This window comes from Acinetobacter piscicola, assembly GCF_002233755.1.
In the GTDB taxonomy this organism is placed as follows: domain Bacteria; phylum Pseudomonadota; class Gammaproteobacteria; order Pseudomonadales; family Moraxellaceae; genus Acinetobacter; species Acinetobacter piscicola.
In genome coordinates, this window is sequence record NZ_NIFO01000005.1 from 131,644 (window position 1) to 147,553 (window position 15,910).

At 37.0% G+C, this 15,910-nt stretch carries 12 protein-coding genes; 3 read left to right on the forward strand and 9 right to left on the reverse strand.

The annotated features are described in order from the left end of the window. Positions 1–48 precede the first annotated feature (48 nt). On the forward strand, positions 49–768 hold the full coding sequence (gene trmB / locus CDA10_RS10410) for a tRNA (guanosine(46)-N7)-methyltransferase TrmB (protein ID WP_089605538.1): 720 nt from the start codon (positions 49–51) through the stop codon (positions 766–768). Between the two features lie 82 nt (positions 769–850). On the opposite strand, the gene CDA10_RS10415 is transcribed toward trmB, so the two are convergent. The 6 genes from CDA10_RS10415 to CDA10_RS10440 all read right to left on the reverse strand — a co-directional run bounded on the left by CDA10_RS10415 (position 851) and on the right by CDA10_RS10440 (position 7,673). Next, positions 851–1,639: a fatty acid desaturase family protein gene (locus tag CDA10_RS10415; protein WP_089605539.1), complete on the reverse strand. Its 789-nt coding sequence runs from the start codon at positions 1,637–1,639 to the stop codon at positions 851–853. Positions 1,640–1,767: 128 nt separating this feature from the next. Then, positions 1,768–2,547, reverse strand: coding sequence for a Rossmann-like and DUF2520 domain-containing protein (locus CDA10_RS10420; RefSeq protein WP_089605540.1), 780 nt, complete (start codon positions 2,545–2,547; stop codon positions 1,768–1,770). 463 nt (positions 2,548–3,010) lie between these two features. After that, positions 3,011–4,552, reverse strand: a complete 1,542-nt coding sequence (locus CDA10_RS10425; protein ID WP_089605541.1) for an OmpA family protein — start codon at positions 4,550–4,552, stop codon at positions 3,011–3,013. A 188-nt stretch (positions 4,553–4,740) separates the two neighbouring features. Next, on the reverse strand, positions 4,741–5,976 hold the full coding sequence (locus CDA10_RS10430; protein ID WP_089605542.1) for a dihydroorotase: 1,236 nt from the start codon (positions 5,974–5,976) through the stop codon (positions 4,741–4,743). Positions 5,977–5,992: 16 nt separating this feature from the next. Beyond that, the gene (locus CDA10_RS10435) at positions 5,993–7,009 is read right to left on the reverse strand and encodes an aspartate carbamoyltransferase catalytic subunit (RefSeq protein WP_089605543.1); all 1,017 of its coding nucleotides are present in this window, start codon (positions 7,007–7,009) and stop codon (positions 5,993–5,995) included. Positions 7,010–7,313: 304 nt separating this feature from the next. Continuing rightward, entirely contained in the window at positions 7,314–7,673 is a 360-nt protein-coding gene (locus CDA10_RS10440; protein WP_089605544.1) for a hypothetical protein, read from the reverse strand. 439 nt (positions 7,674–8,112) lie between these two features. Here CDA10_RS10440 and rlmKL point away from each other — a divergent pair, with 439 nt between their 5' ends. Beyond that, positions 8,113–10,317 carry a bifunctional 23S rRNA (guanine(2069)-N(7))-methyltransferase RlmK/23S rRNA (guanine(2445)-N(2))-methyltransferase RlmL gene (gene rlmKL / locus CDA10_RS10445; RefSeq protein ID WP_089605545.1) on the forward strand — a complete coding sequence of 735 codons (2,205 nt, stop codon included), beginning with the start codon at positions 8,113–8,115 and terminating at the stop codon, positions 10,315–10,317. Here rlmKL and CDA10_RS10450 read toward each other — a convergent pair. From CDA10_RS10450 to epsC, 3 genes are all read right to left on the reverse strand, one after another. Beyond that, positions 10,314–10,787 carry a hypothetical protein gene (locus tag CDA10_RS10450; protein ID WP_089605546.1) on the reverse strand — a complete coding sequence of 158 codons (474 nt, stop codon included), beginning with the start codon at positions 10,785–10,787 and terminating at the stop codon, positions 10,314–10,316. The genes rlmKL and CDA10_RS10450 overlap by 4 nt on opposite strands. 308 nt (positions 10,788–11,095) lie before the next feature. Continuing rightward, complete coding sequence (gene clpB / locus CDA10_RS10455; RefSeq protein ID WP_089605547.1) at positions 11,096–13,675, reverse strand: ATP-dependent chaperone ClpB; 2,580 nt, start codon at positions 13,673–13,675, stop codon at positions 11,096–11,098. A gap of 411 nt (positions 13,676–14,086) precedes the next feature. Beyond that, complete coding sequence (gene epsC / locus CDA10_RS10460; RefSeq protein ID WP_089605548.1) at positions 14,087–14,995, reverse strand: serine O-acetyltransferase EpsC; 909 nt, start codon at positions 14,993–14,995, stop codon at positions 14,087–14,089. Between the two features lie 329 nt (positions 14,996–15,324). On the opposite strand from epsC, the gene CDA10_RS10465 reads away from it, so the two are divergent. Then, complete coding sequence (locus CDA10_RS10465; RefSeq protein WP_089605549.1) at positions 15,325–15,813, forward strand: rhodanese-like domain-containing protein; 489 nt, start codon at positions 15,325–15,327, stop codon at positions 15,811–15,813. The last annotated feature ends 97 nt before the right edge of the window (positions 15,814–15,910 follow it).

A 15,910-nucleotide genomic window follows, 5' to 3' on the forward strand; every position in this document is an offset into this window, starting at 1 on the left:
ACTCAGGTCTTACAATACGCCTTTTAGATTTTTAGTATTGCCAAAACGATGTCAAACGATCAAATTGAAGCACAACAAGTTGTAGATTTAGATAATTTACAAGAACACCGTGAAATTGTGACATTTATGCGTAGGTCTGCTCCGCTGAATACATCACAACGTACTGCGCTTGAACAGCATCGTGATTTAATTTTGGAATACCCAGTTGCTGATTTACGTCAACATTTTCAACACCCTGAACGTCCATTGACAGTTGAAATCGGCTTTGGCATGGGACGTTCCTTAGTTCTTATGGCAAAGGCTAACCCTGAACGTAACTTTGTTGGTATTGAAGTGCATGTTCCGGGTATTGCACAATGCGTATATGAAGCTGGTATGGCTGAAGTCAAAAACTTACGTGTTTTAGATGCAGATGCGATTCAAGTACTTCGTGAAATGCCTGACAATAGTATCAATACTGTTCAATTGTACTTCCCTGATCCATGGCAAAAGAAACGTCATTTTAAACGCCGTTTTGTTTCGCATGATCGTATGCCTTTGGTTGAAGAAAAACTGGAAATCGGCGGAACGTTCCATGCAGCAACAGACTGGGAACCGTATGCAGAATGGATGCTTGATGTATTAGATAATCGTCCACGTTTAGAAAATTTAGCAGGTAAAGGCAATAGTTATCCACGCCCTGAATGGCGTCCACAAACTAAATTTGAGCGTCGTGGAATTGAATCTGGTCACAAGATCAATGACTTTATTTTTAAGAAAATAAATTAACCCCATGATTTAAAATTTAAAACTACTTTGAGGCTGCAACATAGGTTGCAGCTTTTTACATCAAAAAATCAAAATCATAAATTCAAAAAACTTCCCGAATCTCGACACTCGGGTCATATTCATCCAAACGTTTTGCCAAAATATGTAAATGTCGTGTAGGTACAGCTGGAAATAAATGATGCTCTACATGGTAAAACATGTTGTAAGTCACGACGCGTTTAAATTCATTACGGACTGTCCGAGCCATATATACATGATCTTCTGTATCATGATGCACTGTCCAAACAGCAAAGAAAGCGGTCATACATTGACCGATGAGCATAGCAATAAAGTGATATTTTAAAACAGTAATATCTAAAACAATAAAAACAGCGATTAAAACAATGATATTGGCAAACAACTCAGCGATCATCCATTTGCGTTGAGTTGCTGTACCCACCTCAAAAGCTTTTTTATGCAACATCACAGGGAAAATTGGCCCAAACAGTAAAGCTTGCCACCATTTCATTTTCGCACTTTTGGCTTCTACATCCTCATCTTGCATACAATGCTGATGATGACGCAAGTGATTGATTTGCACTGCATGCATTGAGCCCAACATGAGAACACTTAAAATAAACATGGTCCAATGCGTATTTCCTCGACTGATCCCTAAGGCAAAATGAAATGCATTATGGACTTGGCGTAACCCTGTTAAAAAGAACATGAAGGAACAAAACAGTGCTGGAACATACCAAGTCTGTTGAGCAAAAAGCAATGATAACAATAACCAAGGAAGTGAAATAAGTAATTCTGACCAAACATCTTTTGGGTTCAGTTGAACCAAATCTTTCCAATCGACTTCTTTTAATAATCTTTGATGAATATTCATTTTATCGTTAATTATTTAATTTTGAACCATTTCAATATATAAACAACAATATCAATATTCAAGCTGTTTTGAATTTTGTCGGTAATCAAATTCGATTTTGATTTACCCAATAAATAATGCAATCTGCGCTATTGAGATGATTGGCTTTTTTGAATCCCTAGACTTAAGCGCTGATACAATTCTTTTAAATCCTCTCGTCCTGCATTTTCTAACATATTCATATGCATATTGAGGATATTCTGATCGCCACGCATCGCAGGGCCTGTTTGCATTGCTTTAGGATTATTTTGTGTCACTTTATTGGCGGTTTCTAAAATTAAAGGATAAAGTAAACTAAAATCTACCTGTTCAGCATCGACCACTTGCTTCGCCATGTCATAACAATAATTACTGAAATTACAAGCAAATACCGCGGCTAAATGTAAACTCAAGCGTTGCGCAGAATTGTACGTATAAACACGATTGCTTAGGCTATTTGCAAGTGCAGTTAATATTTGCAAATCTTCCACTTGTGTTGCTTCTACAAATAATGGCGTATTTGCCCAATCAATGTCACGTTCCAAACTAAACGTCTGCAAAGGATAAAATACGCCTGAACGTGCATGATACTGACTCAGTACATCCAAGTGAGTACTTCCTGAAGTATGTACAATCAGCACATTTTCAAGATAAGGACTAATCTTTTGAATAACTTCTGCAATTGCTTGATCACTCACAGCAATGATGAGTAAATCAATATTATTTTCAAATTGTGAATAATTTTGAATGGCTTGCGCATGATGTTGTTCAGCCAATTTTTGTGCATGCACTATATCACGACTGTAAATTTGCACGATTTGATGCTGTTTTGACAATTGTTTTGCGAGGTGATGAGCAACTCGACCTGAGCCAATAAAACTAATACGCATATTCAATCTAAATAATAATCTGCTTTAATCTTTTTACAGCATGCCAATAAAAAGCACACGAATCAACGTGTTCCAAAATATACTTTTTATAAATCATTCAAAATGAATCGAAAGTACATAAATCTTTAATTCACATTTAATCTGAATCAAATCATTTACCAAATAAATAAACTCAAACATGTAAATAAAAAACCTTAGAATTAAGTAATACTGATCAGTTAAGCCTTTTAAAATCCTCCCCCTTGCGGAGCATGCTCCTCACCTTTGGAAAAGGAGGGATGAGCAGCACTGCTGCGCAAGGAATCCAAAATTATTTTAAATTCTCAATAGTTCCCCTCTTTTCCTTGCGCCATATATGGCTCAGGGTTAGGAGAGATTCCTAGAAGAGTAACGACTAAATTACTCTTAACTGACTGGCATTACTTAGAATTAAAGGCTTTTCTTGTACATATCAAATATCAATTTATTGTTTTTTCTCAATCCCTTCTTCAGTGACTTCACGGGTTATTCCTGTTTCAGTATTGGTCACTTCAAACTCAATACGTCTATTTTTAAACTGCCCTTCTTTGGTTGCATTATTCGCTACAGGATTTTCTTGTCCAAAACCTTGCGCTAAAAGTTTATCTGGTGAAACACCTTTACTCATTAAATAATCTGCAACGGCTTGTGCACGTTTTTGAGATAAAACTTTATTGGCATCAGCATTACCCACAGAATCGGTATAGCCTTTAATGAGTAATTGTACATTTGGTAAATGATTCATAAGAGCTGCAGCTTGATCGAGAATCGGTTTATTCACATCAGGAATTGAGTTTGAACCACTCGCAAAGTTAATAATTTGCATATTCAATGCTGTCGCAATATCTAATGCACGTGCTTTACTTGGGTCAATCCCTTGCAGCGCTTGCTTAGCTTGATCAATACTTGATGAAACCGCCTCACTTTCACTTAATGGTTGTTGCACCACAACATTCATATCTTTGACTAAAGGTTTAATCTTTTCAGCCAATGCTTGTAATGTTGCTTGGTCTGCACCTTGTAACGAAATTTCATTCCCTGTCCAAGTCAAAGAAGCATTTGGAATACCTTTCACCAGTTTCAATACACTGACCAAAGAGTTTTGATCAATTAATTCTGCATTGAACGTTTGGCTTGAATCGATACCACAACCGACGGTATGAATAAAAATTTGTTTTACTTCATTCTGTAAAGCTGTTGTGAACTGCTCATGACCTATTTTAGCCGAGCATGTGACTAGACCACCTTGTGGATCTGTAGTGATTTGAAAGTGGGCAGGTTGTTGTGCATTTACAGTCGCTTGATTTGCTGGTGCTGTGACAACATCATTTTTACAACTTCTTAATAATAAAAATGCCAAAACAATTAAAATTAATAAAGCAATCAATCCCGTCAAAAACAAATTTGATTTTTTGGGCTCAGGTTCATTGACGGCATGATGACTTGATGAAGGCTCTGGCGGTGCGGGTGCGGCAACAATAGGCTCTACAGGTGGTGTAGGAATAATCGTTTCAACAACAGGGGCAGCTTGAGTTTGTGTACCAAAGCCTAAACCTGCAACACTTAAACCAATTGCAGAAAATAAGCCTGAAGCCCATGCAGGTAACGCCGCTTGAATATTAGACCATTGTGATTGAATCAGGTCAAAAATGACCGATTTATCATCAGTACCCGCTTGATCTTCAAGTAAATATAAGGTCGGTGAAATCGCATGATTTAAAGTCTTTTCGATTTCATTTGGCGGCGCATCACCACCAACTAAACCTAGAAAGTCACTGACAGACTCTGAATTATTATTAAAAACATCACCTAAGCGTGGATTTAAACTTTGCTGTAATGTACGAATTAATTCAGGTTTAGATTTGAGTACCGTGAGTAAAATAGGATAAAAAGCGGCTAATGCACCTATTTTTTCATCTTGAAACTGATTATCGCCCTGTAATATTTTTGATGTCACTTTTTCTTTTAACAGCTCAATAATATTCATAATACTGAACACTCCTGTGTCATTGTTGTTTTGTAATAATAGAATCTGTTATTGACCGTTTTTATTCTAGTTATTAAATAGTGAGATTTATAATAGTTTTTTGTAGTTAAAACATATTTTCAACGCAATATAAAATAATGCATAAAAAAGCCAGCCGAAGCTGACTTAAATATAAAAATAAATAAAGCTTAAGCAATAAAAGTTTGAATTACTTTACCGCAAACTTTTTGATTGATTAAAGGTGTATTTTTACCCTGAGAAATAATACTTTCCTTAGAAACAGTCCATTCTAATTTAGGATCAACCAATACCCATCCACTTTCTTGACTCCAACGGTCTACCATATTGGCCACTTTTGCAGGAGCAAGTGTGACTTTTTCAACCCATTCCAAAGGTTCAAAAATACCTTCATTGACCAACTGCACACCAAACGAAACATAAGTATCAAACGCTGTGATTCCCGGTAAAGTTTCAGCAAAAGGTGCAAGTTTTGCAGAACTACTCAAAGGCTCATGATGTGTACAAATTGAGTCAATCACGCCATCTTTAACACCTTGACGTAATAATGCTTTATCTTTTTCAGCACGTAACGGCGGGCGTACATGCGCTAAAGAATTAAAACCATCAATCAGTTGATCTGTTAAATGCAATTGATGCATCGCAACATCGGCAGTTACTGCCAAGCCTTTCTCTTTGGCAATTTTAATCAGTTCGACAGATGCGCCTGCTGAAATGAGTCCAAAATGTGCTTTGACACCTGTCATTTCAACCATCAACAGATATTTAGCAATTGCTATGGTTTCTGCAATTGCAGGAATCATCGGTAAGCCTTGGCGTGATGCAACAAAACCTTCATGTACACAACCATCTTTGGCAATTTGAGGTTCTTCTGGATAGAACACAACAGTCATGTCTAAACCTGCTGCATATTCCAATGTGCGAATCACCACATCATCATTTTCAAAAGGTGCGTAAGCATTTGAAACAGCCGTACAACCACCTTTTTTCAAACCTGCCATATTTGCAGGTTGTTTACCATTTAAACCCTGTGTTTGCGCACCAATCACCTGTAAATAGATACCACCATCTAACATCGCTTTTTCAACAAGCCCATGGATTAAAGCACCATTATCTTGCACGATTGGTTTTGAATCTGGTGGTGTAATGACATGTAAAATACCATTATCACGTGCAGCTTTACCCTCAGACTTCAATGTTCCATGTTGTTGTTGTCCCGGCTCACGCAAACGGGCACACAAATCAACCATGGTCGGCATTAACCATTTACCTTGACCATTAATCGTTTCAGTTACGGCATCTGAAGCAGCAACGATCTTTCCATTTTCAATATAAACTGTTTCTATACTGTCAGTTTTTTTGATCGGATCTAAGACACGTACATTTTCAATTTTTACAATACTCATGACTTTATCCTTCACCTTAAACCGCGATCGCTTCTAACAAACCTTTTTCTTGCAACTGTCCTTGCATTGACAATGCTAATACAGCCATACGCACAGCAATACCATTGGTCACTTGCTGAAGAATCACGGATTGCGACCCATCTGCAATACTTGAATCAATTTCTACACCACGGTTCATTGGCCCTGGATGCATCACGATGCAATCTGGTTTTGCCATTGCCAAACGTTCTTTATTTAAGCCATACATTTTGTAAAATTCAGCTTGAGAAGAAAGTGCTGGTGAATCTATACGTTCATTTTGAATACGTAAGGTAATAATCACATCACAGTCTTGAATGCCTTGTTCCATATTATTGAACAAGCGAACGCACTCACCGAATTCACTAAAGCCCAAAGGTAAGAGTGTATTTGGCGCAATTACACGAATATCTTTACACCCTAAAGTTTGCAATGCCGCAATATCAGAGCGTGCCACACGTGAATGTTTAATATCCCCAATAATGGCGACGCTAATATCTTCAAATTTTTTCTTGGTTTCACGACGAATGGTAAGCATATCCAACATGGCTTGAGTTGGATGCGCATGGCGTCCATCCCCTGCATTGATGATAGCAACATGCGGGCAAACGGTTTGAGCAATAAAATGTGCCGCTCCTGATGAAGAATGACGTACTACAAAAATATCTGCCGCCATCGCTTCAAGGTTCCAAAGCGTATCTCGCAAGGTTTCCCCTTTTGAGGTGCTTGAGCGGGCAATATCAATATTTAAAACATTGGCTGATAGGCGTTTTGCAGCAGCTTCAAAGGTTGTTCTAGTACGCGTAGAATTTTCAAAGAATAAATTCATTACGGTACGACCTTCTAAAAGGTTATTGGTAATGAGCTGATTTTGGTCATTAAAAAAGGACTGCGCAGTGTCCAATATTTTTGTGAGGGTTTGTTTTGAAAGACCTTCGATGGTAAGAAAATGTTTTAAATGTCCATCTCGGTTAAGTTGAATCTGACTCGGAGTATGCAATGCCGCCAAGTGCATGAGAGATTCCTTACATGTTAAGTTAAGGTATTATACAGATTTTATTTTTCTTTGGCAGATGAAGATTTAAGTAAATAATCATTATTTTAACATTATGAAATAAGTCATTTATATTCAATCCATTAGATTTATTCAAAATTTATTAATCCTCAATAAAACAATGAATTATCATCAATATATTATAGTGTCATACATCCTAAAACATATTGGGCTCATACCGACCTCATAAGTTTGTCTGATGATTTTAAATTTCTTATATCAGCTCTAAATTGTAGGAAATCTAGAGCTGTATAAGAATTAATATCTATCTCAATGCACCAATATAGTGATGTGAAACTTGTGCACGGTAAATTTCTTCCTCAGTTGCACCAGAAACATATTCTTCTTCATCTTGAGTGGCTTGCATTGTTCTTACCGATTCCACAGGTACTTCAGGTTCTTCCTGATCGATTAAATGCTGTAAACGCATCGCATGTTTTTTTAATTCCATATCTTGAATAGACACTGACAACTCAATGACATATTTTGCGTAATTTTTATTTTCAACCAAATACATCACATCAATCACACGACCTGCAACACGTCTTAAGCGTGCTAACATCAGTGTTGCAATTGAAAACGCTTCTGAATGATTCTCAAAACTCATAGAAGATACTTTTTGCATAAAAACCCCAATAAATTAAGTTAAATTTCAATTAAAAAAACAAATCAATTTACGAACCAGCACTGTAAGTCAATAAGCAAATTACATACCAAAAAGTAAAACGCAGTAAAATTCAAAAATAATATTTTTATAAATTTTAAATACTTATTAGTTTTATTTAAAAATTAAATAATTCAAAACCTCATTAAGTTATTCAAGGTTATTTTTATACATAGGATATAGACAGATTTTGTTTACTATTTTTAATGTGATTTATTATGCATTTTAAAAGATCTGAGAAGCTCCATTACAATTGTTCAATTTTAGGTAAATATTTTCAATTCCATCCAAAATTAAGCTTAATTCTCCAAAAAATTCCTATTCGTTGATCAAACCTCAAGTTTTCGTCATCAAAATACGTTAAAATGTTAGATTGCTTTACAGTCTTTGGAAATTGTTCATGAATTCGAAACCACGTCTTTCTACATATTGGGTCACCTGTGCGGATGGACTAGAAACCTTACTACAAGAAGAAATTGAAGGTTTAGGTGTTCAAAATATCGAACGATTCCCCGGACGACTCGTTTTTAAAGGTAAATTAGAAGATGCTTACCGCATTTGCATGTGGTCTCGTCTTGCTTCTCGTGTACTTACACCCATTCATGTACATGAGCTTGAATTTACTCATGATGCTCGTGATGTAGCCGAAGAGCTATATGAAGGCGCCATGAATTTTGATTGGTCACTTATTTTTGCACCACAAAGTACTTTTGCTGTTCGCTTACACATCGAACGTGATATTAAGGTCAATACCCTATTTGCAACCTTGCGTGTTAAAGACGGTGTTGTTGACTCATTTATGGAAGCTGTAGGTAAGCGTCCAAGTGTAGATATTAAACAACCTGAAATTACTTTATATGTCCTTGCAGGCAAAACTGAACATACTTATTGCTTAGACTTATCTGGTGATTCTTTACATAAACGTGGCTATCGCCATTTTATGACAGATGCGCCAATCAAAGAAAACCTTGCAGCTGCAATTTTGCAAAAGGCAAAGTTAAAAGAACGCAATCCTGACATTATTTTAGATCCAATGTGTGGTTCAGGTACGTTCATCATTGAATCACTCATGATTCTAACCGATCGTGCACCTGGCCTGATGCGTCGTTTTGGTTTTAACGGTTGGAATGGACATAATCATGAATTATGGATGTCTATTAAAGCTGAAGCCGCGGAGCGTCACCAAAAAGCATTAGAACGTGAGTTACCAAAGTTCTATGCTTACGATGCTGACTGGGAAGCGGTGAAAGCAACCAAACAGAATATTATTGCAGCAGGTTTTGAACAACAACTTGATCAAATTCAAATTGAAGAACGTACTTTGGCAGATTGGCCAGATTTCCAAGCTGAAGGGAAAACATCATTTATTGTTACCAACCCTCCATATGGCGAGCGTTTAGGTGAAAAAGCCTCAAACCGTTCTTTATATCTAGGTTTATCTGCGCTTTTACAAAAGAATTTTCCAAATCAATACGCAGCAGTGATTGCAGCAGCTGTTGAGCAAGCTGACGTTTTAGCCTTTAATAATCCACAAATTTTACGTTTGATGAATGGTAAATTACCAATTTACATTCGTTTCGGTGATATTAAACCTGCAACGGTAGTGAAACCATTCCTTGAGACATGGCAGCCACAACAATTTGAAAAAATTGAAGGTGCTGAAGACTTCACCAATCGTTTGCAAAAAAATATGCAAACATTGAAAAAATGGGCTGTGAAAGAAAACATCTATTGCTTACGTTTATATGATGCTGATTTACCTGATTTTAATGTTGCCGTTGATTTATATGGTGATCGTTTACATGTGCAAGAATATGCACCACCAAAAACCATTGATCCTGAAAAAGCGAAAAAACGTTTTAACCTTGCATTGGCATCTATCCGAGCAGTGACAGGTTTAGGTCGTGATGCGATTTTCATCAAAACACGTGCTCGCCAAGAAGGCAAAACCCAATATGCTAAGCAAAGCACGGCATCTAAACGATTTATCGTACAAGAAGGCAAAGCCAAAATACTGGTCAATTTAACAGACTATTTAGACACTGGATTATTTTTAGATCATCGTCAAATGCGCTTACGTATCGCAGCAGAAGCAAGAGGTAAACACTTCTTGAACTTGTATAGCTATACATCTACAGCAAGTTTACATGCCGCTTTAGGTGGTGCAGCCAGTACTACAAGTGTCGATTTATCCAATACGTATTTGAATTGGTCTAAAGAAAATTTCGTTTTAAATGGTTTAACCGTTGATCATGTAGATGAACAACATCAATTCTTCTCAAGCGATTGTTTTGAATGGTTAAAAGAAGGTCATGAACAATATGAATTGATCTTTATTGACCCGCCTACATTCTCAAACTCTAAAAAGTTTTATGGTACTTTTGATGTACAACGTGACCACAACTCACTATTAAAACGTGCAATGAACCGTTTAACGACAGATGGCACTTTGTATTTCTCAAACAACTATCGTGGTTTTGAAATGGATGAAGAAGTCCAAGCCATGTATGACGTTCAAGAAATTACCAATGAAACTATTGGCTTAGACTTTAAACGTAATACTAAAATCCATAGAGCATGGAAAATTAAACATCACCCTGTTTAATGTCCTACAAAACCAACGCCGTCAATTTCATGACCGATATAGATCGTCACACGATCATCGGTTGTGATTCTGACGTCATGGCGTTGATACGGATTATAACCAATCTCTATAAACTTATATTTCTCATAAGGTTTTAGATATTTGTCTGAGGGTTTATTTGAATCTGGATCTTTTTTCTGCCATTCATAATCCGTTAATACCGTAGAATAAATTTCATCCTTTTTGGCTTTGTCCGCCTGTTCTCTGGCAATTTGTTGCTGTACATTATTTTGTTCTTCGATCGACTGTTGTATATCTTGTTTAACTGCACTAATAATAATAGGTGATAGTTTAACAACACCACCAACCTCATCAGCCAGACTATTATCATCTAATCTGCTTTTTGCATGTGCTTGCGATACCCCTACAACAAACAGCATAACCCAGATAATCTTTAAATAATCAGACTGTTCCATATTATTGATCAACATGATCTACTTTCCTTTTTTTATTATTCCTGTACAAAAAAGTACCAATTTTTATCAGCTGTTGCAATAAATTGCTGAAAAACCCGATAATAGGTAAATTTATTATTAATTTTAGCTACATAATATTTCTATCAAAATTTCACTACAATCAATACGCTAATAGTCTTTAATTCTCGACTTAAATTTTAATCTTAAAAATTTAGCTCAATCCATCATCTACAATGGCCGTAACCATTGTTATTCATGAACATAAGGCAAAATAAAACATAAAAAAACCTAGCCGAAGCTAGGTTTTCTATTTAAGTCATAAATTAACTTAATTTTAATTTACCAAAATGAAGATGACTATCCTCAGCACTAATCAAAATGGTGTCTCCTGCAATAAAGTCACCTGCTAAGATTTTTTGTGCCAATGGATTTTCAATCTGTTGTTGGATTGCACGTTTTAATGGACGCGCACCGTAAACAGGATCAAAACCAGCATCGATCAAAATATCAAAGGCTTGATCATCAACTTTCAAACCAATATCGCGATCATCCAAACGAGAGCGTAAACGATCCAATTGAATATCGGCAATGCCACGAATTTGTGATTTTTTCAACGAATGGAAAACCACCAATTCATCAATACGGTTAATAAACTCTGGACGGAAATGTTGCGAAACAGCATTCATCACTGTTGCTCGAACATCTTCATCACTCGCACCTTCACCCAACTCACGGACATCATTTGAGCCTAAGTTTGACGTCATCACAATAACCGTATTCTTAAAGTCAATCACTCGACCTTGTGAATCCGTTAAACGACCATCATCCAAGACTTGCAGTAAGATGTTAAACACATCTGGATGTGCTTTTTCAACTTCATCAAATAACACCACGCTATACGGTTTACGGCGTACTGCTTCGGTTAACACACCACCTTCTTCATAACCCACATAGCCTGGAGGTGCACCGACCAAACGGCTGACCGAATGTTTTTCCATAAATTCAGACATATCGATACGAATCATCGCATCATCACTGTCGAATAGGAAATTCGCCAAAGCTTTCGTTAACTCAGTTTTACCTACACCTGTCGGCCCAAGGAATAAGAATGAACCACTTGGACGGTTTGGATCAGATAGTCCTGCACGTGAACGGCGCACTGCATTGGAAACTGCAACCACGGCTTCATCCTGCCCAACAACACGGTTATGTAAAAACTCTTCCATATGTAGAAGTTTTTCACGCTCACCTTGCAACATTTTCGTTACAGGAATACCCGTTGCAGCACTGACCACTTCCGCAATTTCATTTTCAGTGACTTTGGTACGAATCAATTTTGGTTCTTCATTCGTTTCAGCCACTTCTTCTTCATTCAAGCGTTTTTGTAACTCTGGGATGATGCCATATTGCAAACGACTTGCTTCGGCCAAATCACCTTCACGTTGCGCTTTTTCAAACGCTGTACGCGCTTTATCTAACTCAACCTGTGCTTGATTTGTACCATCAACTAAACGTTTTTCTGCAATCCACACTTCTTCCAAATCGCTATATTCTTTTTGCACTTCTTCAATTTGTTTCTCAAGATGCGCAACCTCAGCTTTACTCACGGAATCCGCATCTTTCTTGACCGCTTCCAACTGCATTTTCAATTGAATTAAACGGCGATCTAAACGGTCTAATGGCTCAGGTTTTGAGTCAATTTCCATTTTGATCCGTGATGCAGCCTCATCAATCAGGTCAATGGCTTTATCTGGCAATTGACGGTCTGTAATGTAACGATGTGACATTTTCGCAGCAGCAATAATCGCTGAGTCTAAAATTTGCACACCATGATGCGTTGCATATTTATCTTTTAAACCACGTAGAATCGCAATGGTGTCTTCTACGCTCGGTTCATCGACCAATACTTTTTGGAAACGACGTTCCAAAGCAGCATCTTTTTCAATGAACTGACGATATTCATCCAGTGTTGTTGCACCTACACAACGCAACTCACCACGTGCCAATGCAGGTTTCAACATGTTCCCTGCATCCATTGCACCATCGCCTTTACCAGCACCAACAAGCGTATGTAATTCGTCAATAAATAGGATGATTTCACCATCATATTTCGCCAAATCTTTGAGCACTGCTTTTAGACGTTCTTCAAACTCACCACGGTATTTTGCACCTGCCAGTAATGAACCTAAGTCGAGTGATAAAACACGTTTACCTTTCAAACTCTCTGGCACTTCACCATTGACAATACGTTGTGCTAAACCTTCAACAATCGCGGTTTTACCCACACCCGGTTCACCAATTAACACAGGGTTATTTTTAGTACGACGTGATAATACTTGGATGGTTCGACGGATTTCTTCATCACGCCCAATCACAGGATCAAGTTTGCCTGACAATGCACGTTCAGTCAGGTCAATGGTGTATTTATTTAACGAATCTCGTTGATCTTCATGGTTATTTGCCATAACTTGTTCGCCACCTCGAATATTTTCAATTGCTTTACGTAGTTTGTCAGTCACTACACCTACGCTACTTAATAATGTCTTGGTTGTACCTGTTTCAGCTAAAGCCAATATCACCCAGTCGGTTGATAAAAACTCATCTCCTGCTTTTTGCGCAAAACTATCTGCCAAATTTAAAGCACGCACGGCTTCAGGATTAAGATTGATATCCCCTGTTGGATTGCTCAAAGTTGCTGCATTATTTAATGCTTGTTGCAGTTTATTTTTTAACTCAGGTAAGTTCGCACCTGATTGTTGTAATAAACTTAGATTAGAGGGTTCTTCTAATAATGCAGATAGGATATGAATACCCTCAATTGCAGTATGGTCTTTACCCATCGCTAAAGATTGAGCATCTGATAAAGCTTGCTGTAGGCGGTTCGTAAATTTTTCAAATCGCATTCTTGTTATTCCTCACAACAAATTTTGTACTTGAACAATTAATGGGAACACTTTTTCTATTTTCAATGATAATATTAAATTATTTTTATATTTTTCAAAAACTTAATTGACTTTAATGGAGACGAAAATCAGTTATAACATGGGGGCTGATCTATTCTTTTTCAAGTCAGTGATTCTGAAAAATAAGAGATTTAATGTTATCCTTTTCAAGTTGTTTATTTATACTTAGAGTAAGCAAATTAGAAATATTTTAGAATAAGAACAATGTTGAATTTAGGTAACTTTTTGATCAATTTCACTCTAGTTCAATTGATCAGCACATTAATTTAAAAATGTGTGAATCGTGTCATCTTATATGCAGTTTTTAGGTGATTTCACGATTCTAAGTATTTTTATCTCTATATCTACCTTTTACACCTGCGACTTGGTTGCAGAACTTTGAGAAACGGCACTGTTTGGTGCAATACTTTGAGTGATCCAGACATTTCCACCAATCACAGCACCATGCCCAATCGTAATACGTCCAAGAATAGTGGCCCCTGCATAAATCACGACATTGTCCTCAACAATTGGATGGCGTGCATATTCCTTTTGCAAACGTCCTGACTCATCCACTTCAAAACGTTTCGCCCCTAAAGTGACCGCTTGATAAATGCGTACATTTTTACCAATCACACAGGTTTCTCCAATCACAACACCTGTTCCATGATCGATGAAAAAGCCTTGATCAATTTGAGCACCGGGATGGATATCTATACCTGTTTTAGAATGTGCAATTTCCGCAATTAAACGCGCCAATAAAGACAGATCTTTTTTATAAAATTCATGTGCAATCCGATGATAAATAATTGCAAAAATCCCCGGATAGCACAGCAAAACTTCATCCACACTACGTGCCGCAGGATCGCCATCATAGGCAGCGATTACATCGGTATCTAAAAGACGACGTAACTCTGGTAATTGTTGTGCAAATTCACTGACCATGCTTTGTGCAAGCACCTCAATCACATCCGCATTTTCATGATGTTTTTTGTATTTATAATCATAGGTTAAATTTAGTTTAACCTGCTCTTGCAAAGCATATAATGTTTTTTCAAGCGTATGAGCAATATAGAAATTTTCACTTTGTTGACGCAAGTCAGGTGGCCCTAAACGCATTGGAAATAAAATACCGCACAAGTCATTCATGATTTTTTGAATTTCTTCTTTCGACGGTAATTCTCTCCCCCCAAAATCTTTGAGACTTTTTTGTCGTGTACGCCACTCATTACGTGCTTGCTGTAATTCTGTGACGATATTTTGAATATTCCACTGGGTCATTGGTTTGCCTGCGTTTTAATTCTTTATTCAATTCTGCTATCTAAATCTTATTTTATTCGCACAGATTTAGATAAACATTGTTTGTATATCCATATCTCAAATTTGGATTTAGCCTTTTAAAACCATTTTAAAATCGTCATTTAAAACAACAATAGACGAGCTTACTCTAGTCTAAACAAAATTCCGCCTCTTTCCAAAAATAAGAATATGCAATGCAATTTTTATTCATTTTCAATATATAAATAATCATTATATTTAATATCAACTTCTCAAATATATTATTTCAAATTCAGAAAAGCTTTTCCAAGAATTTGATTAAGGTGTGTCACATGAATAGCGTAACTCAAATTAATTTTATCCAATTGGATGACAGCAAAATCAAACAAATCTTTGAACAAGCCAAACAACGCGTTGAAGACCATTATCTCGAATTTACAGGTACTGTTTTACCGCATGAGGCATGGGCATTATTTCAAACTGGACATGCAGCCATCGTAGATGTGCGTACCAATGAAGAACGCAAATTTGTCGGCTATGTAGAAGATACCATTCACATTCCTTGGGCGACTGGAACTGCTTTAAACCGAAACCCACGTTTTGCCAAAGAACTCGAAACTAAAGTCGGTAAAGAGAAAACTATTCTGCTGCTTTGCCGTAGTGGTAAACGCTCAGCTGCTGCTGCCAATGTGGCGTTTAATGCAGGTTTTGAACATGTTTATAACATCGATCAAGGCTTTGAAGGTGATCTTGATGAGAATGATCACCGTGGCGTATTCAATGGTTGGCGCTTTCATCAACTGCCGTGGAAACAAGAATAAAGTTTAAGTATTTCATCACTTAGACCGTGATGTTTAGCGCGCAACGCTAAACCTTTCATTTACTCACAATTCAATTTTATAAAACTTCAATGCTATG

Excerpts from the sequence above, each read along its gene's own strand:
- CDA10_RS10430 (WP_089605542.1), bottom strand. The coding sequence starts at position 5,976 with ATGAGTATTGTAAAAATTGAAAATGTACGTGTCTTAGATCCGATCAAA.
- CDA10_RS10450 (WP_089605546.1), bottom strand. The coding sequence starts at position 10,787 with ATGTTGATCAATAATATGGAACAGTCTGATTATTTAAAGATTATCTGG.
- clpB (WP_089605547.1), bottom strand. The coding sequence starts at position 13,675 with ATGCGATTTGAAAAATTTACGAACCGCCTACAGCAAGCTTTATCAGAT.
- CDA10_RS10425 (WP_089605541.1), bottom strand. The coding sequence starts at position 4,552 with ATGAATATTATTGAGCTGTTAAAAGAAAAAGTGACATCAAAAATATTA.
- epsC (WP_089605548.1), bottom strand. The coding sequence starts at position 14,995 with ATGACCCAGTGGAATATTCAAAATATCGTCACAGAATTACAGCAAGCA.
- CDA10_RS10435 (WP_089605543.1), bottom strand. The coding sequence starts at position 7,009 with ATGCACTTGGCGGCATTGCATACTCCGAGTCAGATTCAACTTAACCGA.
- CDA10_RS10440 (WP_089605544.1), bottom strand. The coding sequence starts at position 7,673 with ATGCAAAAAGTATCTTCTATGAGTTTTGAGAATCATTCAGAAGCGTTT.
- trmB (WP_089605538.1), top strand. The coding sequence starts at position 49 with ATGTCAAACGATCAAATTGAAGCACAACAAGTTGTAGATTTAGATAAT.
- CDA10_RS10420 (WP_089605540.1), bottom strand. The coding sequence starts at position 2,547 with ATGCGTATTAGTTTTATTGGCTCAGGTCGAGTTGCTCATCACCTCGCA.
- rlmKL (WP_089605545.1), top strand. The coding sequence starts at position 8,113 with ATGAATTCGAAACCACGTCTTTCTACATATTGGGTCACCTGTGCGGAT.
- CDA10_RS10465 (WP_089605549.1), top strand. The coding sequence starts at position 15,325 with ATGAATAGCGTAACTCAAATTAATTTTATCCAATTGGATGACAGCAAA.
- CDA10_RS10415 (WP_089605539.1), bottom strand. The coding sequence starts at position 1,639 with ATGAATATTCATCAAAGATTATTAAAAGAAGTCGATTGGAAAGATTTG.